Origin of the sequence: Paenibacillus sp. FJAT-27812, assembly GCF_001273905.1 — a bacterium.
GTDB lineage: Bacteria > Bacillota > Bacilli > Paenibacillales > Paenibacillaceae > Pristimantibacillus.
Genome location: NZ_LIGH01000001.1, coordinates 583116 through 601883, shown reverse-complemented (window position 1 = coordinate 601883; position 18768 = coordinate 583116). Strand labels below are relative to the sequence as shown.

The 18768-nt window shown below is 49.9% G+C and carries 15 protein-coding genes; 7 read left to right on the top strand and 8 right to left on the bottom strand.

The window, feature by feature from the left end; all coding sequences use genetic code 11:
• Window positions 1-949: 949 nt before the first annotated feature.
• Window positions 950-2065 carry an NADH:flavin oxidoreductase gene (locus ADU23_RS02565; protein WP_053372309.1) on the top strand — a complete coding sequence of 372 codons (1116 nt, stop codon included), beginning with the start codon at window positions 950-952 and terminating at the stop codon, window positions 2063-2065.
• Between the two features lie 74 nt (window positions 2066-2139).
• Here ADU23_RS02565 and ADU23_RS02560 read toward each other — a convergent pair whose 3' ends face one another.
• The 8 genes from ADU23_RS02560 to ADU23_RS02525 all read right to left on the bottom strand — a co-directional run bounded on the left by ADU23_RS02560 (window position 2140) and on the right by ADU23_RS02525 (window position 11309).
• Window positions 2140-2976, bottom strand: a complete 837-nt coding sequence (locus ADU23_RS02560) for a sulfurtransferase (RefSeq protein ID WP_053372308.1) — start codon at window positions 2974-2976, stop codon at window positions 2140-2142.
• Window positions 2977-2991: 15 nt separating this feature from the next.
• Window positions 2992-4302, bottom strand: coding sequence for an LLM class flavin-dependent oxidoreductase (locus tag ADU23_RS02555; RefSeq protein ID WP_053377429.1), 1311 nt, complete (start codon window positions 4300-4302; stop codon window positions 2992-2994).
• Between the two features lie 18 nt (window positions 4303-4320).
• Window positions 4321-5178, bottom strand: coding sequence for a carbohydrate ABC transporter permease (locus ADU23_RS02550; RefSeq protein WP_053372307.1), 858 nt, complete (start codon window positions 5176-5178; stop codon window positions 4321-4323).
• A 15-nt stretch (window positions 5179-5193) separates the two neighbouring features.
• Entirely contained in the window at window positions 5194-6126 is a 933-nt protein-coding gene (locus tag ADU23_RS02545; protein WP_176707733.1) for a carbohydrate ABC transporter permease, read from the bottom strand.
• 74 nt (window positions 6127-6200) lie between these two features.
• Entirely contained in the window at window positions 6201-7556 is a 1356-nt protein-coding gene (locus ADU23_RS02540; protein ID WP_053372306.1) for an extracellular solute-binding protein, read from the bottom strand.
• A gap of 32 nt (window positions 7557-7588) precedes the next feature.
• Complete coding sequence (locus ADU23_RS02535) at window positions 7589-8557, bottom strand: amidohydrolase family protein (protein ID WP_053372305.1); 969 nt, start codon at window positions 8555-8557, stop codon at window positions 7589-7591.
• Between the two features lie 13 nt (window positions 8558-8570).
• A complete protein-coding gene (gene argH, locus ADU23_RS02530; protein WP_082310972.1) occupies window positions 8571-10082 on the bottom strand; it encodes an argininosuccinate lyase in 1512 nt (503 codons plus the stop codon).
• A 294-nt stretch (window positions 10083-10376) separates the two neighbouring features.
• On the bottom strand, window positions 10377-11309 hold the full coding sequence (locus ADU23_RS02525; RefSeq protein ID WP_053372304.1) for an ArsR/SmtB family transcription factor: 933 nt from the start codon (window positions 11307-11309) through the stop codon (window positions 10377-10379).
• A gap of 293 nt (window positions 11310-11602) precedes the next feature.
• On the opposite strand from ADU23_RS02525, the gene ADU23_RS02520 reads away from it, so the two are divergent.
• The 6 genes from ADU23_RS02520 to ADU23_RS02495 all read left to right on the top strand — a co-directional run bounded on the left by ADU23_RS02520 (window position 11603) and on the right by ADU23_RS02495 (window position 18654).
• On the top strand, window positions 11603-12364 hold the full coding sequence (locus ADU23_RS02520) for an SDR family NAD(P)-dependent oxidoreductase (protein ID WP_053372303.1): 762 nt from the start codon (window positions 11603-11605) through the stop codon (window positions 12362-12364).
• 17 nt (window positions 12365-12381) lie between these two features.
• On the top strand, window positions 12382-14247 hold the full coding sequence (locus ADU23_RS02515; protein WP_053372302.1) for a cache domain-containing sensor histidine kinase: 1866 nt from the start codon (window positions 12382-12384) through the stop codon (window positions 14245-14247).
• Window positions 14244-15533: an ABC transporter substrate-binding protein gene (locus tag ADU23_RS02510; protein ID WP_053372301.1), complete on the top strand. Its 1290-nt coding sequence runs from the start codon at window positions 14244-14246 to the stop codon at window positions 15531-15533. Before ADU23_RS02515 ends, ADU23_RS02510 begins: the two co-directional genes overlap by 4 nt.
• Window positions 15534-15547: 14 nt before the next feature.
• A complete protein-coding gene (locus ADU23_RS02505; protein WP_053372300.1) occupies window positions 15548-16621 on the top strand; it encodes a LacI family DNA-binding transcriptional regulator in 1074 nt (357 codons plus the stop codon).
• A gap of 55 nt (window positions 16622-16676) precedes the next feature.
• Window positions 16677-17069 carry a VOC family protein gene (locus ADU23_RS02500; protein ID WP_053372299.1) on the top strand — a complete coding sequence of 131 codons (393 nt, stop codon included), beginning with the start codon at window positions 16677-16679 and terminating at the stop codon, window positions 17067-17069.
• 409 nt (window positions 17070-17478) lie between these two features.
• Window positions 17479-18654, top strand: coding sequence for a GntR family transcriptional regulator (locus tag ADU23_RS02495; RefSeq protein WP_053372298.1), 1176 nt, complete (start codon window positions 17479-17481; stop codon window positions 18652-18654).
• The last annotated feature ends 114 nt before the right edge of the window (window positions 18655-18768 follow it).

Sequence of the window (18768 nt, the reverse complement as noted above, 5' to 3'; positions counted from 1 at the left end):
CCTCCTCAACTACCTTCATTTTGTACGCTTCACTTTGTCTTTTTCTCCTCATTATCCCTCACCTCATCCATATACATAGTGTACAATGGATTCCAATTCGGACTCCAATGGAATTAGGGGGCTAAAGAGGAACCTCCCGTTAATTTTACGCGAAACGCCTAAATCGGGAGAAATACGAGGAATTAGCAGGAGAATTTCCATGTAAATGCAGAAACGGCGCATTTATAGCGTGATTTAGCGGGAGAAATTCCAGTTAAGTTAGTTTGTTTGGGCGCTTCTTCGACGACGAATGCTGCTGCGCGGACGTTGGGCAAGTAGCTTGCGGTTGGGGTGTTACTGAAAGCTCAGAAAACCATAATTAACAGGAAAACCTCCCGCTAATGTCGCCGAATGAAGCTCATCCGGCCACTTAACAGGAAAACCTCCCGCTAATGTCGCCGAATGAAGCTCATCCGGCCACTTAACAGGAAAACCTCCCGCTCATATCGCCGAATGAAGCTCATCTGGCCACTTAACTGGAAAACCTCCCGTTAATTTTACGCGAAACGCCTAAATCGGGAGAAATACGAGGAATTAGCAGGAGAATTTCCATGTAATTGCAGAAACGGCGCATTCATAGGGCGATTTAGCGGGAGAAATTCCAGTTAAGTTAGTTTGCCTGAGCAGTCCCGTGACGGCGAATGCTGCTGCTGCGCGCACGTTAGACAAGTAACATCTCGGAGTAAGCGATCCAGCTAAATGAGCGAGCAGATAGTTTAGGGGTGCCGTATTTACGTTTACATGTTCAGATAGCTATCGCGTGGCGGTTATATAATCCTAGGCAGTTCTTCAAAGCGATGAGTCGCTTTTATTACAATTAAAGTACTGGGATTACACGGAAATAAATGGTATTATGGAATAGTGTTAAGATAAAAATCGTATCGATACCAAATACATGGGAGGAATCCAAATGTCTAATGCCAAAAACGAAGTATCGGTTGAATCGTTGTTTAAGCCTTTTAAATCAAAGAAGCTAGAGGTTGCTAATCGAATAGTGATGGCGCCGATGACTAGAGGATATTCCCCGAACGGAGTGCCTGGAGAGGACGTTGCCGCTTATTATCGCCGCCGGGCGGAGAATGGGGTCGGTCTAATCGTCACCGAAGGCACGCTGATTAATCATCCCGCTGCGGCGGCGAGTCCCAATTGGCCGAACTTTCACGGTGAGGCAGCCTTAAATCAATGGTCTAACGTCGTAAACGCTGTGCATGAGGCAGGCGGCAAAATCATTCCTCAGCTTTGGCATATCGGATTGACGCGCAAAATCGGCGATCTTCCTAATCCGGAAGCTTTGCCAATCGGGCCTTCGGGATTGAATCTGGCAGGCGAGAAGATAACGGAGCCGCTAACGGAAAGTGAAATCGCGGATGTTATCGCCGCTTACGCGCAGGCTGCGGCAGACGCAGCAAAAATCGGATTTGACGGCATCGAGCTTCATGGAGCGCACGGTTATTTAATCGATCAGTTTTTCTGGGACAAAACGAATAAGCGCACCGACCGTTACGGCGGCGATCTTGCTTCGCGAACGCGATTCGCCGTTGAGGTTGTAGAGGCTTGCCGCCGAGCCGTAGGGGACGATTTTCCGATCGTGCTCCGATTCTCGCAGTGGAAAGCTAACCATTACACCGCAAGGCTGACCGAGACGCCTGAGGAGCTTTCGCAATTTTTGACGCCGCTCGTAGATGCGGGAGTCGATGTTTTTCATAGCTCGACACGGCGTTACTGGGAGCCTGAATTTGAAGGCTCTGAACTGAATTTGGCAGGCTGGACAAAAAAACTGTCAGGAAAACCGACGATAACGGTAGGCTCTGTCGGCCTCGACAATGAGTTTAGAAGCAGCAGCGGAGATTCCGCGCAGCCGGCTTCCCTTGCGGGGCTGATTGAAAGGCTGGAAAATGAGGAGTTTGATCTGGTCGCCGTAGGCAGAGCGCTGCTGGCAGATCCCGAATGGGCCGTTAAAATACGCGATGATCGTACGAATGAGCTGCGTGACTATGATACGACTGCATTGAAATCACTTTATTAATAGTTGATGTATAGTCCGTGTAATAACGAAAAGAGGAGAAGAGGGCGCCAACGCCCTCTTCTCCTCTTTCGTTATTACAGCCTCGTGACCTCCGTATCCTCATCATTTCCCCATTCCTCCCATGAACCCTCATAGGGACGGATATCAGGATATCCAATCAAACGCAATACAAAATAAGTATGGGCACCGCGTTGATTGGACTGGCAATAAGGAACGATTGTTTTTGCCGGATTTATGCCTGCATCTGCAAATTCTCGCTTTAAGGTAAGAGCATCCTTGAAACGGACCACGCCGTCTGTATCGGCTGCCCCAAGCGCTTCCTTCCATTCCTTATGTATGGCCCCGGGTAGATGTCCTCCCTTGCGATTAGACCGAAGATCAGCTCCGGCATACTCCAAGGCGGATCGAGTATCAAGCAGGAGGCTATCTTTAAGCCCTGCTTGAATGTCTTCCTTCGTGACAACGAGCAGCGGCTCGGCGAATAGGGCAAGCGTTCCCTCTTCTGCATCCGGCACCTCGGCCGATACTTCTTTGCCCACAGCAGTCCAAGCGGCAAAGCCGCCATTAAGCAGCTTCACTTGATCTCGCAGCCCATAATACTCCAGGACATAGAAGAGGCGTGTCGCCAGCACGCTGTTTCCCTCATCATACACAACGATCGTTGCACCGCTGCTTACTCCACATTTCTCTAGCACAGCTCTTAAAGCATCTACGGCTGCAAAGGTGTGGGACGTATTATCTTTTAAGGCTTTGACATCAATCCAGTGGGCACCGGGAATATGGCCTGCCGCATAACCTTTGGCTCTGGCATCAAGCAGGATGATATCGGGGTTTCTTCTATGTTTTTCTACCCAGCTAGGATCGACAAGCAGATGCGCATTGAGATCGTTTAAATCTCTCGAATCGGTCACTTTGGTTACCTCCCATCATAGAACGCTATACCCCAAATTTTCACGCAGCGTCCGAGCGGAATATTCAGTAGGGAACAGCCCTCTGCGCTGCAGCTCGGGTACGACTAGATCGAGGAAGGCTTCTGTTCCGCCGAAAGCCAGCTGAGGCATGACGCTGAAGCCATCCGCAGCCCCATTTACGAACCAATCTTCCATCACATCCGCAACCTGCTGCGGCGTACCTGCGATGCTTAACTGGCCATTTCCTACCCAGTACTTATCAAGCAGCTCTCTAAGCGTCGGCTTCTCTTGCTCCACGATTTTTTTTACCATCTGGTAAAAGGATTGGTAAGCATTGACCTCGCTCAGCTCGGGCAGCTCGGGAAAAGGATCGTCCAGACCATACACCGAGAAGTCGATGCCTAGCAGGTTGGAAAGCGACATGACGGCACGTTCGATTGAGCCAAGCTGCCGAAGCTCGCTCGCTTTTTGCTTGGCTTCTTCTTCTGTCTCGCAGACGATGACATGAAGGCCAGGCAATACTTTAATATCATCCGGGGACCTACCGGCCCTTGCCGTCTTTGCTTTGATATCCGCATAAAAAAGCTGCGCATCCTCAAAGGTGCGCTGAACCGTGAAGATAAGCTCGGCATATTGCGCCGCTAAGCTTTTGCCCTCCTCGGAAGCCCCGGCTTGAATGAGCAGCGGTCTCCCTTGCGGGGATCGCATCATGTTTAACGCCCCGCGAACGGAGAAATAAGCGCCTTCATGCTTGATGTCATGAACCTTGCCTGCATCGGCATATACGCCGGATGCTTTATCCTGAACCAGCGCGTCAGCCTCCCAGCTCTCCCATAATTTTAGCGCAACCTCGGTAAATTCCCGTGCTCTCTCGTACCGTTTCGTATGGGCAGGAAGCTCCTTCAGGCCGAAGTTAAAGGCTGTGCGTTCGACGCCTGTCGTCACGATGTTCCATCCGGCGCGGCCGCCGCTAATATGATCGAGTGAAGCAAATATTCTTGCCACGTTATAAGGCTCGCTAAAGCTAGTCGAAACGGTAGCAATCAAGCCGATCCGCTCGGTTACGACAGCGATCGCCGATAAGAGGGTCAACGGTTCGAAACCAAGGATCGGGCCATGCTGAACGGCTTTTGTTTCAATAGACAGACCGTCCGCGATAAAAAGCGAGTCAATCCGGGCGGCTTCCGCTTTTTTGGCGATCCGTAGAAGATGGTTGATGTCATGCAGCTCGCTAAGCCTCGTGCTCTCATGGCGCCAAGCTCCTTTATGCGAGCCTGCATTTTGCAAAAATAAATTCAGGATCATTCGGCGGTTTGATTTGCTCATTCTCATCACCTTTGCCTGTTATTTCATCCCGCTGAGTGCGATTCCGCGAATGATTTGCTTTTGAAAAATAAGAAAAAGAATAATAAGCGGCGCAATGGAAATCGTCGTTCCTGCCATAATGAGTATCCAATTGCTCGTATCCTTCAGCTCGCTGGAGAAATAAACGATGCCGACGGGCAGCGTAAACTTCGCTTCCGTCTGGAGCACGATTAGCGGCCAAATAAACTGATTCCAGTTGCCTATAAAAGTAAGAATGACGAGCGTCACGATAGCTGGTTTCACTAGAGGAATCGCGATGTGGAGCAGGATGCGCCACTCGTTCAGCCCATCAATACGTGCCGCATCGAGCAAATCCGACGGGATGGAGTCCATAAACTGCCGCATCAGAAAGATGCCGAAGGCGGTAATAATGCCGGGGAACAGCACCCCCCAGTAGGTGTCGGACCAGCCCAAATCGTTCGCGATCAAATACCAAGGAATAATGAGCATCTCCGTAGGTACCATCAAGGTGCTGATGATGAGCAAAAAAATAAGCTGCTTGCCTGCGAACGAAAATTTGGCGAGCACATAACCCGCCGCCGTATCAAAGATCAGAACGGTGCTGGTAGCGATGAGGGAAATGATCAGCGTATTTTTGATCCATGCGCCAAAAGGAGCTTTTTCGAAAATAGCGGCATAGTTGTCAAAAGTAATCGTCTCTGGAATGAGCCGCAGATTATAAACATCCTGAGGGAGCTTAAAGGAGGTGGCGACCATCCATAAAAACGGAAACAGCATAATAAAGACGCCAGCCGCAAGCAGCAGGTAGATGATCGACGTACGAAGCCTTACTGCGGGGGACTTGGCGCGCGTCCTGTTAACCTTTGATGAGCTCACGAAATCAGCCTCCCGTCAATATTCCACTTTTTTATTCAACACTTTTAATTGCAGCAGGGTAAGCGCCAAAATCACGACGAACAAGACGACGGTAGCAGCTGCTGCGCTCCCCATCTTAAACTGTTGAAACGCTAAATTGTAGATGTGAAGCACCATGGTAGTCGTTGCATTAAGCGGCCCGCCATTCGTCATGCTCAGCACCTGCCCGAACGATTGCAAATAGGAAATAACGCCAATGACGGCGGAAAATACGATAACGGGGTTAAGCAGCGGCAAGGTAATATGGCGGAATTTCCGCCAAGCTCCGGCGCCGTCGATAGCAGCAGCCTCATAATACATCTTCGGAATGGCCTCCAAGCCGGTCATAAAGATGAGCATTTGAAAGCCGGTGCTTTGCCAAATCATCGTCAAGGTAATGAGAAACAAGGCTTGGCGGGGCGATTGCAAAAACAATTGCGGTTCGAAGCCTAGGCTTAAGAGCGTTTCATTTAACCAGCCATTGCGCATAAGAATCCAGCGAAATACCCAGCTGACAGCGATGATGCTTGTCACGTAAGGAATGAAGTACACCGTGCGGAACAGCCCGCGAAGGCGCTGCACGTTATGCAGCAGAAGGGCGACGATTAGACCGACAAGCAGCTGTCCGGGAACGCCAAGCAGGACGAACTTAAACGTATTGACGATCGACCGCAAAAAGATTTCGTCACTGAACAAGGCACTGAAATTAGCGAATCCAACGTAGGGCTTATCGGAGGACAATAAATCCCATTCGCGCACGCTCACGTTGAAGGCATAGAGGATCGGCAGCAACCGTGTGCTCAAAAAGTAGAGCAGGGGAATGCCGAGGACGATATAGATAAACAAATAACGCTGCGTTCGGTAGTTAAGCCGTACACGAAGCAGCTCGCGGCTTTTGCGCGCGGTTATACGCAGGGCATGCTCCAGCATAATGAATTTCGCCTCCCTCTCCTTACAAAATGGAGCGCCCGCACTAGGCTAGGCGCTCCTGCCAAGGCAGCCGGTTACTTCTTGTCGACCGATGCCCAATAATCGTCATATAGCTTTTGCGTCTTGGCTACAAGATCCTGAAAGGCTTTCTCCACGGGCACGTTGTTCAGCAGCACTTCATTTGTCGCATCAACAAACAGCGTCTTCTCCTGCGTTTCGTCGATGAAGAAATGCGCGCGGCTGTCATCCAATTGGGAGATGAACGGGCCAAGCTTCTCGTCGCTAACGTATTTATCCTGTGTCGCAACCGCTTTCTGCGCTGGCAGCTCGCCGATCTTCTCGACCCATTTCTCTTGAACCTCTTTGCTGGTCAAGAACTTCAAAAACTCGGAAGCGGCTTTCAGTTTGTCGCCCTCGACATTTTTGGGGATCGCATTCGCCCAGAAGGAAGAAGGCGCAGACTTGCTTTTGTATGACGGAAGCGGGGCAACGCCGTAGTTGAGATCAGGGAAATCCTTCTTAATCGAGCCCAGCCGGAAGGAGCCGTCAACGTTTATGGCTGCATGGCCGGTCATAAAGGCATTGCTGTCGTTTTCGTAGAAGCCGTTAATGCCGACCTTATGCTTAATCGCAAAATCGATCAAGTACTGGAACGCCTCAAGTCCGGCTGGCGTCTCTGCCCATAAGATTCGACGGCGGTCTTCGCTCAAATCCTGCCCTCCGGCTTGGTGAAGCAAGCCGTCACGGTACCAATGGTGAAGCTGCGCGCCCGGCTCCCAAGCGAAGCCCTCTACGACAAACTGCCCTTTGGCATCCGTTTCCGTCAGCTTCTTGGATACGTCGACGAGCTGCTCCCAAGTTGTCGGCAGCTCGGTAATTTGGGCTTTGGACAACAGGTCTTTATTGTAGAAAAGAGCGAGCGTTCTTACGGCGGTAGGTATCGCGTAATAGGAGCCGTCGATTTTGGCGGCATTTACCAAAGGATAGAAGTTGCTTTCGATTTCTGCTGTGGAGAATACGTCCTCAGGCAGCGGCTGCAAATAGCCGGAGGCAACGTATTTTGGCAGCCATCCATAATACAGGTTGATAATATCAGGGCCTTTGCCTGCGGGAACTAGCGTCGCAACCTTCTGATTGTATTGGTCATATGGGAAGTTGGTTTGTTTTACCGTAATGTTCGGATGCGTGGTTTGAAATTCTTTGATGAGTTCGTTAATAAGCTCAACCTTGGCAGGGAATTCATATTGCCAGTATTCAATCGTTACCTTTTTATCCGTTGCTTGCGTCTCTGGAGGGCTCGAGCTATCCGTCTTATTTTCCTTTTCGGCGTTTGCCGGCTCCTTGCTGCTATTGTTTCCGCTGCCGCAGCCGGTTAAGGCAATAATAATGAGCAGACCTGTCATTAACGTCGTCCATTTTTTGTTTTTCATCAAATACCCACTCCTCTTTTTGTATGCAGCGATTACGCTTGCTCGGCTTTGCCTGACTGCTGCGCGGGCTTGCCATGGGGCAGCGCGAGTCCGAGCAGCCGCCTAGCGTTATTGCCAAATATGTTCTCAATATCGGTCTCGCTGAATCGCAGCTCGCGGCAAGCGCGAACCTGGTCCTGCAAATACCGATAAGGGTAGCCTCTAGGAAACCCGCTTGCATCTGTCCCGAAAATGATCCGTTCCGGCCCGATGAGCTCATAGGTTTTGCGCAGCACCGATTCCAAGGTCAGCTCATAGGGCATCCAGCGCATCCATTGATTGGAGCCGGATGTATCGATATAGACGTTCGGGCAGCTCCAGCACAGATGAAGCAGCTCTTGAAAATACCCCGCCCCGAAGTGAGGAATTATAAACGGAATATCGGGGAAGCTGCGAGCGGTATTAAAGATAGCCAATGGGCTTATGTTCGGATGATGCGCGATCCCTCCCGCATGTCCGAGCAGGCCGAAATGAATGAGCACGGGCAGCCGTTTCTCTGCGAGAAAGGTCCATATGGGAGTGAGCGACGGATCATCGAAGGGAATCGACGTGAGCGGACCGAACAGCTTATAGCCCTTTAGCCCAAGCTCGTTGACTGCTCGGCGCAGCTCCGCTTCCGCACCTTCTTCTTCAATGGAATGATACGCAAAGCCGGTGAAGCGATCGGGATGTCTGGCAAGCTGAGCAGCCATATTGTCATTGTCTAGCGCAGTAAGGAAGTTGAGGCCGCCTATCCCGTATTTGTCGAGCTCCTCAACCCAGCGATCAATTAAAGGGGTCGTGTCATTATCCGCGTTAGAACCGACAGGCGCAGCTTCGGGAAAGTCCCACGTCAGCCTCATCCTCTCGCTTCGCTCCGCTCCATAGCGCGAAATCAACTCATGTCTGTTAATGCCGCCGAGCAGCAGCCGGTAGGGGAGATGTCCGTGAATATCAAACACTTTAAAGGGGTTACGAAACATAAGCTCACTCCATTCATAATTCCTTGATTAGCCAATTCGATAAAATGAAATTCAGCTCCGCTGCCGCAGCCTCAAGTCTATCGGCGCGTTCTTTAAGCCAAAGATTCAGGTCGTTCAGCCGTTTTTGCTGGGCATTTAACGAACGATTCATTTCGGATGGACTAGGCCCGCCCCGGAGCGTGCGAATTTGCACAAAATGGTAAGGGTCCAGCGCTTGCTTCAACTGCTTCTCGCTTAGCCTAAGCGGGATGCCAATCGTCTTAATCGCCGCCTCATTGAGCGATTGAAGGCTCAAATCGCTTACGTGATCGCCCCGCTCAGCAGCAAGGGTGACGAGCTTGCTTACGACCAAATGCGCTTTGCGAAAGGATAAGCCTTCTTCTCTAACGAGCGTATCTGCCAGCTCCGTAACGGTCGCGAAGCTTTCGGCAGCTCGTTTGCTCAGCACGTCCTCCCTGATATGCAAGGTAGAAATGACTTTGGACAACAGCCGATAAACGACCTCGAGCGTATCTAAGCTCTTCCACGCATAGGGCTGCATATCGTCCTCGGTATCGACGATATCGCCAAACGGCGTATTGTGAATCATCGTAAGCACCGTTTGCGCATTGCCCGCAATGCTGGATAGAAGGGAGCGAATATGCTCGATAGAAACCGGATTTCTTTTTTGCGGCATGATGGAGCTGATTTGAACGTAGGGGGCGGCTACTTGGATGACGGCAAATTCCTGCGTGCACCACAGCAGCAGCTCTTGCGTGAACCGGCCTAGATTAATGGCGGCGAGCTGCGTGGCTGAGGCGATCTCGCCTGCGTAGTCGGCGCCGCTTACCGCATCATAGGCATTCTCGATCAGCCCATCAAAGGCAAGCAGCGCGGCTACGCGCTCCCGGCTGATGGCAAAGCCGGACGTTGTTAATGCAGCGGCACCCATGCTGCTTAAATTGCAGTTTGCATAGGCAGCCTGCAGCCTTTGAATATCCCGAGCCAGCGAGTCGGTCACCGCTGCGACATAGTGGGCGAGTGTCGTCGGCTGCGCTTGCTGCGTATGCGTATGCGCAATCATGATCGTATCCGTATGCTTCTTGGCTAGCTCAAGCAGGCTCGCATGCAGCCCAAGCGCTGATCCGATTGATCTAAGCAGCTTTTCGCGGAGCGTTATCCGGTATATGGCTATCCCCATATCGTTGCGGCTGCGTGCCAGATGCAAGCTGCCCGACGCTTCATCCGACAGCTCCAGAAGCTTGTGCTCAACCTCAAAAAACAAATCCTCAAATTGCCCGTTATATGTCCCTATGCGCAGCTGCTCTAGATTTATCGTTAACAAGGCGTTTGCGATTTGGCGGGCTTCGCCCTTCGTTAGCAGCCCTTGTTCAAAGAGCATAATGAGATGGGCTTTATGCACGGCAATCATCGGCTGAAGCAGCTGCTGCTTCGCTTGATCATAAGCTGGCGAAAGTACGGCTTCTACGTAGGTTTTGCCTGGAAAGGAGCTTCCCTCATCTTGCTCATGCCGTTTCATGGACATTGTGTTTGCCTTCCTTTCGTGAGATGGGCATAGCATTTCAGCATATGGAACATAAAAAACAGCCGGAGCTATCGCAACGAGCGATCTCTCCGGCTGTCCGGTTGAAATGGTTTTGAGATTTAGCTTATTATTCCTACTGGAATTGTATGTTTAAGATAGTAGCATTGTTTTCATACGAAAACAACCCTTTTTTTCTCAGTTTTGATAGAACTTTTGTATAAGATTATCCAATCGTTCTATCGTGGGTAAATAAAAAGAAGCTCCCTGCAAAGGGGGCTTCTCCAAATGATTTGGCTATGCCAGCGTCCGATCCTCTTGAGCCAGCTTCGTGTAATACAGCTTGAAGATGAGATCCTGATTGTAATTGCCGAAGCCTGAGCCAAATAACGTGACGCCGCCGATATGCTCGGCATCCTCAAGAATCGCGATACGAAACGTCCAGTGGCTGTTGCTGATATCGATCTGGTCCAGACTCACGTTGGAGAGCTTAAGGCCGTCCATGTAGGTGCCGTCTTTCTTAATGATAAGCCGCTTCAATAATCCGAATTGGTTGACATCATCGAACCACCAGGGCGGATTGAGCTTGCCCTTGCCGCCGTAATCGGCGGGGCTCGTCCACATGCCAACGTTCACGCCATTGAAGAAGAACGTAAGGTCCGATGGCCAGTTCATATTGGTGAGGGGGGCCTCCGACGAAATTTCCATCGAGATTTCGAGCTCATCCGGACTTTCGCTGCTTAATAGGAAGTTTGGAATTTTGTATTCGATATAGCCTTGCGAGAACCATAATATTTTGGCGTTGACGCGGTCCGGATCAAGAAAATAGCGCGGATCGTCAAAAATGCCGATCACGTTCTCGGTCGTACAGATCCCGCAAGTAGGTACGATATTCAAATCGGTATAATGGCCGATCGATACCTCGGTCCTTCTGGATTCGCGATGGACGACGTCCTTGCGGGGAAAAGCGATTTCAAGTCCATCCATGCTAAGGGAGCACACCTTCTGTGCAGCGCCGCCTTTGCCGGGTGTCATTTCGGAGCGGATGATGCCCGCCTTCTCCAGCTTTTTGACATGCATAGTCATAATCGCGCTGCTTAAGCCTAATGCTTCGGCAAGCTCGCGAATGTTCATTGATTTTTTGGAAAGCAAATGAATCATTTGGATTCGAACGTTGCTTGATATGGCCTCAAAAATAGGCAAGCTTTGCTCTGATAGGTCGATTTTCAATGGATAACCTCCGAGTGAGAGTTATTATTAATACATATGTGAATAATTAGTGTGTGCGTATAGTCTGTAATATACATGAATATAGTCGAAATCACAAGGAATATTGCAGGAAATAGCCGATAATCGCGAGGGTAAAGATAACCATATTGTAAATTAATTCGTTGTGTCATTTACTTGTAGTGAAGTTGGAATTAATTATTGAATGCGCTTTATAAAACAGTTGACTTTTTGGTAGCATAATTAATAATAAATGATATAACAAAAAGGATTCACATAGAAGGGTGACTAGAGCGATGCAAATTAATCTTTCGAATAAAACGGCACTAATTACTGGAGCTACAGGAGATTTGGGACGCGTAATGGCTCGCACGCTTGCAGGCTGCGGCGCTAACATCGTGCTGCACTATAATAATAACGAGGCGAAGGCGAGAGAGCTGCAGCAGGAGATTACGGCTCTAGGCAGACGCGCGATGATCGTGCAGGCGGATGTTACAAGCGAGCAGCAGATCAACCAAATGAAAGCGAAGGTGACGGAAGAGCTTGGCCATGTCGATATCGTCGTTGCTAATGCGGTCATTCAGTACCAATGGACGAGCATACTTGAACAGCCAATAGCCGATTATGTAAGTCAGTTTGAATCCTGCGTTCTGCAAAGCGTGTTTTTGGCTAAAGCGTTCGTTCCTGCCATGATTGAGAGAGGCGGCGGCAGAGTGATTGGCATTAACACGGAGTGCGCGATGCAAAATTTTGCTGGACAATCCGCTTATACGGCTGGAAAACGCGGCATGGACGGGGTTTACCGCGTCTTGGCGAAGGAAGCCGGCGAGCATCAGATTACCGTTAACCAGGTTGCGCCAGGGTGGACCATTAGCGATCGCGATCGCGCGAGCGGCACGGAGGAGAACAATGCCTATTCCCAAAACGTACCGCTCAAACGCAGAGGGACCGATCAAGAAATTGCCAATACGGTCGCTTTCTTGGCTTCTGAATTAGCCAGCTTCATTACAGGCGCCTACATTCCTGTAAACGGCGGAAATGTTATGCCTGCCATCTAGAATAGGGGATTATGAGGATGAGTTTAAAAAAAGGATTGTGGCGCATATGGTCGGCTCTTGGCGGCATGCGGATGGAAAGAAAGCTGTTTATCGTATTTTTGCTGCTGATCACGCTGCCGTTGTCGTTCATTGGCTACATCTCCTATAGCAATTACTCCCGTTCGATTGAGGAGAAAACGATCGTTTATTCAACCAAAATGCTGGAAAATATGATGATCCGCGTAGACGATTATATCGAGGACATGGTTCGCATTTCCTCGATTCCCGCGTATCAGAACGATATTAAACAAAATTTGATTCTCTCGAACAGCTATTATGAGCAGCGGCAAACGGCGGCAGGGGACAACAATCAGTTGCCTGACGACTTTGATCTGCTGCTCTCTATCCAGCGGGGCATTGAGGGCAATATATCGTTCATCAATACGATCAAGCGGGGAGCCAATTCGGTCTATATATTCGATCAGTACGGCAACGGCTATTACTCGACCGGTGGCGGCGGTATTCGTCTTAACGTGAAGGAAAGCTATGAGAAATGGCGGGAACGCGTTGACACCTCTGGCGGCGAGGCGATGCTGTTTGGCACGCAGAAATATACGAGCAACTTGCAAAGCGTCAAATACGCGTTTACGGTCGTGCGCAAAGTAATCGATAAATCGCTGAAGCCGCTTGGCATGATTGCGGTAGATGCGAATATTAGCGTGATCGAGGACCAAATGAGCGAGCTTGATAAGGTAACAAACGGCAAATCGGTCATTATTGATGAGCTTGGAAATGTCGTTTACGACAGCGACAAGCAGCGTATGGCGACCAATATTTTGAATGACCCTACAGTCGGTTTGGCAACGGGGACAAAAGGTAGCTTTTATTTTGAGCGTGATGGCTTGAACCGGCTCTATATTTATACGACCTCGCCCAATACGAATTGGAAGGTTATGACCTCCATTCCGGTCAGCGAGCTAACGAAGGATGCCGTCGTTATTCGCAATGTGACCTGGATTGCGACGATTGTTACGATTATCGTGGCGCTCTTTATTTCGATGGTCTTCTCGTTTGCACTGACGAATCCGCTCCGCAAAATGATGCGATTGATGAAAAATGTGCAGGAGGGCGACTTCAACGTTCAGTTTCAAGTGAAATATCGGGACGAGGTAGGGCAGCTTGGCAATCAGTTCAACCGGATGATCGTCCGCATTGACCACCTCATTCAAGATATTTATTTGATGGAGACGAAGAAGAAGGAAGCCGAGCTGCATGCGCTGCAAAGCCAAATCAACCCGCATTTTATGTATAACACGCTGGAGTCGATTCGAATGGCGGCGGAGCTGAACGATGATCAGATCGCGGCGGATATGATAGCGATACTCGGAAAGCTGCTGCGCTACAGCATAAGCGATTTGCATGAGGAAGTGACGCTTGAAGACGAGGTTCTGCATATGCGCAATTATGTGGAAATGCTAAATTACCGTTATCCGAATCGCTTCCAGCTGGAGACGAGCATCTCAGATGACCTATGGAGCTACCCGATCATTAAGCTCGTGCTGCAGCCGATTGTCGAAAATGCGATCTATCATGGCATGGATGACAATAAGCTGCTGATGCGAATTGAAATGAGCAGCGAGCGGACGGCACAAGGATTATGGCTCCGTATCAAAGACGACGGGCTGGGCATGGATGAGGAGACGCTGGATCGATTGAACCGTTCGCTTGCAGGCGCGGAGGAAATCGTAAAGCGCAAATCGGGCGGAATCGGCTTGAAAAACGTAAATGAACGCATTAAGCTCCACTACGGAAATGCGTATGGGCTAAAGGTAGCTAGCGTTCGGGATGTTGGCACTGAGGTCATTTTACAGCTTCCATTAGAATTAGGGAGAGACGCAGAATGAACAAATACACATGTATGCTCGTGCTTGTCGTTCTGTTGTGCGGCATAGGCTTCACGGGCTGCCAGAAGTCTCCGGGCAACCATGTTGCAGAGACGGAGCCCACAAGCAAAGGGGAGCAGGTCGACAGCGAAGTCACACTTAATGTACTGACTAACCGCGTCGATCTCATCGAAAATGGCGTATTTCAAAAATATGCCGATCGGTTCGCTGAGCTTCATCCGGGCGTGACAGTGAAGTTCGAAGGCTTAACGAACTACGCCAGCGATATTATGGTGCGTCTGTCGACCCGCAATTTGGGCGACGTGCTGCTGCTGCCAAACAATATCAAAAATGAGGATTTGCCCGATTATTTTGAGCCGCTTAGCGACAGCTTGTTTGAGCATATTCATTTTGCGGATTTCAAAGCGCACGCCGGGTTGCGCTTTGGCATTGCCACAGGCGCTTCCACGACAGGCATCGTTTATAACAAGGAAGCCTTCAAAAGGGCGGGAATAAAGGACATTCCGACGACGCTGGAACAGTTCTACGCCGCATGCGAGCAGCTGAAAAAAGCAGGCATCGTGCCGGTTTACTTGAACTATGGCGCGCAGTGGCCGCTTATGACCTGGGGCGAGGATTTGGTCAGCTACATGACCGGAGATGCCGATTATTTAAATAGTATGGTGAATACGGATGAGCCTTGGACGATTGGCAACGCATGGGGACAAGCCATTGCCATTGTGAAAACGTTAATTGATCGGGGTTATGTGGAGAAGCAGCTTCTCTCCAATCAATGGGAGACGTCCAAAACGGAGCTTGCGGGTGGCAGAGCCGCTATGTATTTAATGGGGAATTGGGTGATCAACCAGGTCATTACGGCAGGGGCAAAATCAGAAAATATCGGATTTTTCCCGTTTCCATACGATAACAGCGAGAAGCGTTATGCGCCGCTCAGCCCGGACTGGTTTGTCGGCGTAAGCAAATTCAGCGCCAACAAGCAGCTGGCTGAGGATTGGGTGGAATTTTTCGTAAACGAATCCGGTTATGTCGATGATTCGGGATTTTTGCCCGTCCTTGAGAATAAGCAGCCGTCACTGCCGCAGTTCAAGCAGTTTTTATCGTTCAACAGCGAGTTTCTGGAGCGCCGCGTTCCGAACGATCAATTGCTCGAAATAGCGAATACGGCGCAAATCGCTTTCTGGTCAGGCGATTACATTCAAGAATGGATCGCTGCGCCTGATTTGCAGGAAGTCTTCAATCAATATAATGAACGATGGAAGAAAGCAAGAACTATTACCGAAAGCTAAGGTGGAGTACTCCAATGTCAAAGAAAGTCACGATGCAGCAAATTGCCGACTATTTGGGCGTATCCAAGTTTGTCGTCTCGAAGGCGCTCTCCGGCAAGGGCGGCGTCAGCGAGTCGACACAGGAGCGGGTCATACAAGCGGCATCACAGCTGGGATATTTTTCGCAAAAGAATGCTTACGTGAAGACGATGAAGCTGGAGCAGCTTCCGAAGGTGCCAGCAGCGGGCAAACAGTCCGTGCTTGTGCTTATGCCGAATATTCGATTTCAAACGAAGGAGTCGCTTTATTGGGGGCGGATTCTGGATGGCATCGCGTCGCGGCTGGAAGAGGATGGTTTTGGCATGGTTATCGTGTCGGAGCAGAGCGTCGACCATTTCCTCCATTTTCTGAATCCGAACGGCATACTCGGGCTCATTGGCGTTGGCGAAATTTCGACTCCGCTGCTGCTGGAGGTGCACCGGATCGGCTTGCCTATGGTGCTGGTCGACCATGAGGATATGCTGATTCCAAGCGATACGGTGTTTACGAACAATTATGAATCGATGTACCGCCTAACGAAGCATCTAATCGGCAAGGGGCATTCGCAGCTGTGCTTCGTCGGCGACGTCAACTATTCGCGCAGCTTTAAGGATCGTTTCTTAGGCTTCCGCAGCGCGCTTGAGGAGCAGGCGGGCAATGCGCCTCGCTTTGGCATAAACGATGACTGCCTGCTGCCCGTCGAGGGCTATGAGCATGAGCATTTTCAAGAGCCGATCAAGCAGTGGGCTGTTAAGCGGCTGAAGGCGAAGGCTTTGCCTACCGCGCTGCTTTGCGCCAATGATATGATTGCGATCGGTGCGGTGCATGCCTTGCAGGAGCTTGGCATTTCGGTGCCGGGGGAGGTATCGGTCACGGGCTTCGATAACATCGACGATTCCTACCGGATGGCGCCTGCGCTGACGACGGTGCATGTGCCGAAGGAAGCGCTCGGCAAACGTGCGGTTGAGCGGCTGATCGGCAGAATCGCGAGCAAGCAGGAGCCGATGGAGAAGCTGCTTGTGGCGGGCGAGCTGCTTTACCGGGAATCGACTGCCGGCGTGAAGTCTTGATGGAGCCAAATGGGGAAAACTGGTTTATATTCATATCGTGTAGGAGCTGAAGAGAATGTCCGATCAGAAAATTACAACGTTCTTTATGTTTAACGGCAAAGCGGAGGAAGCGATTCGTTTCTACACCTCCTTGTTCGAGCAATCCGAAATTAAGCATGTTTTTCATCAACAGGACGGAACGGTCATGCACGCCGCATTTACGCTGAAAGGCCAGACCTTTATGGCGATAGATAACAGCAATAAGGATGAGCATCCTTTTACGCCGGCGATATCCTTGTTCGTAGAATGCGAGGATACGGAAGAAATCAACCGCGTTTTTGAACGGTTAACCGAAGGCGGCGTCGTGCTTATGCCGCTGGCTCCGCTGCCGCCGATGAGCGAAAGGTTTGGCTGGGTGCAGGATAAGTTCGGAGTTTCCTGGCAGCTGAGCGTCCGGAAAAAAGTATAGGATGGAGCAGCAATTGGATAAAACGAGCCTTTGAATCGCTTCTTAGGCTCGTTTTGATTTACAGGAGCCGGGCGGCTGCTAATAAACCCAATAACGAAACCATCATCATTCGGAGGTGTCATTAGTAAGCTGTCGTGTTGAGAGGGAGCCGCGTTAAAAGGCCAGCTTTGGTATTTTTTTGTGAATAAGAATAATTGCTTCTTTTATGATCTATATATATTATACATATATAAGTATGTGGTTAGCTGACCCGTTTATTAAAGACTAACAAATCATGCGTCAAATCGGCATTCTAGCTATGTTCGGCAAAAGAAAATAAACCTTTTTCGACAAATGTATTAGTATTGCGCATTAAGGATTAACCATATATTATATATACAAATATCAATATGAAGCTTGGTGATAGCAGATGAATTCAACAGTCCGAACGCCGCTTTATCAGAAGGTTCAGGATTATATTCGCGAGTTAATTGCAACGGAAGGCTTGAAGGCGGGGGACCGCATACCGACGGAGAAAGAGCTGATGAAGCTCTTTAATGTTAGTAAGATTACAGTTGTCAATGCGATGGTCGGCTTAGCAAACGATAGAGTCATTACGCGGGTGCCCGGCAAAGGCAGCTTCGTCAGCGATGACGAGCTTGCTGAGGCGGAGGCTGCGGAAGAAACGGCATCAATAGCGCCAGCGCCCCTGGTAATGAGTACGGAGAGGACGGTAACCGAGAACAGGACGCGCATCATTGGACTCGTCATGCCGTCCGTATATGATTATTTCGCCATGCGCCTGATCGAGGGCATACAAAGAGCGCTTCGTGAGAAGGGCTACCGCAGCGTGATACTGTTATCCGAGGGTGACGTCGATAAAGAGAAAGAGGCGTTTAAAACGCTCAAGGATATGGGAGCAGACGGCTTGCTGGTCTTTCCGGTAGACGAAGAAAATTATAACGAGGAAATTATAAGCATGAAGTTCAGCGGCTATCCGTTTGTGCTGATCGATCGGTTCTTGCCGGGCGTGGAGACCAATTATATCGCTGCGGATGGAAGGCTCGGCACGAGCCTTGCCGTCGATTATTTGTGGGAGCTTGGGCACAGGGAAATCGCGATCTGCTCGGATTCCCCTCTGCAAACGGTAACGGTGCAGGAGCGGATCGACGGATATATGGACGCTTTGAAAAACAAGGGCGCGCTTATCAATCCGGCCCATATGATTACCGGCTTTCAGGTGGGGAACATGCATGATGCGGAGAAACACCCGCTGTTTCGCTACATTCGCAACCGTATGGCAACGGCATATATTACGCTTAATGGCAGACTTGGCGTGCAAATTTACCAAATGGCGCAGAAAGCCGGACTGCAAGTGCCGGATGATCTGTCGATCATAAGCTTCGACGATCCAACGTCAATCGTTGAAGAGCTGGGCATTTTTACGCATATTAAGCAATTTGAACATGATATGGGTTATCAAGCCGCGCAAACGCTGCTCGGAATCATAGAAGGCGGGCAGGGCCGCAGCAGCAAATACACGAAAACCTTAATCCAGCCCGAGCTGGTAATCAAGCAGACGACTGGCCGTATTCCGGTCCAATAGTCTAAAGCATAGCAGTGATAAAAAAATCTTTTCCTAAACTAGGAAAAGATTTTTTTATTTATATATTGAATATATTCAATGTATATATTATATTATGTATTAACTGATCGTTAG

Bases quoted from the DNA above. Each gene is read 5' to 3' on its own strand.
- ADU23_RS02515 (WP_053372302.1), top strand. From the start codon at position 12,382: ATGAGTTTAAAAAAAGGATTGTGGCGCATATGGTCGGCTCTTGGCGGC.
- ADU23_RS02495 (WP_053372298.1), top strand. From the start codon at position 17,479: ATGAATTCAACAGTCCGAACGCCGCTTTATCAGAAGGTTCAGGATTAT.
- ADU23_RS02500 (WP_053372299.1), top strand. From the start codon at position 16,677: ATGTCCGATCAGAAAATTACAACGTTCTTTATGTTTAACGGCAAAGCG.
- ADU23_RS02545 (WP_176707733.1), bottom strand. From the start codon at position 6,126: ATGCTGGAGCATGCCCTGCGTATAACCGCGCGCAAAAGCCGCGAGCTG.
- ADU23_RS02510 (WP_053372301.1), top strand. From the start codon at position 14,244: ATGAACAAATACACATGTATGCTCGTGCTTGTCGTTCTGTTGTGCGGC.
- ADU23_RS02555 (WP_053377429.1), bottom strand. From the start codon at position 4,302: ATGAGCAAATCAAACCGCCGAATGATCCTGAATTTATTTTTGCAAAAT.
- ADU23_RS02505 (WP_053372300.1), top strand. From the start codon at position 15,548: ATGTCAAAGAAAGTCACGATGCAGCAAATTGCCGACTATTTGGGCGTA.
- ADU23_RS02535 (WP_053372305.1), bottom strand. From the start codon at position 8,557: ATGTTTCGTAACCCCTTTAAAGTGTTTGATATTCACGGACATCTCCCC.
- ADU23_RS02540 (WP_053372306.1), bottom strand. From the start codon at position 7,556: ATGAAAAACAAAAAATGGACGACGTTAATGACAGGTCTGCTCATTATT.
- argH (WP_082310972.1), bottom strand. From the start codon at position 10,082: ATGTCCATGAAACGGCATGAGCAAGATGAGGGAAGCTCCTTTCCAGGC.
- ADU23_RS02520 (WP_053372303.1), top strand. From the start codon at position 11,603: ATGCAAATTAATCTTTCGAATAAAACGGCACTAATTACTGGAGCTACA.
- ADU23_RS02565 (WP_053372309.1), top strand. From the start codon at position 950: ATGTCTAATGCCAAAAACGAAGTATCGGTTGAATCGTTGTTTAAGCCT.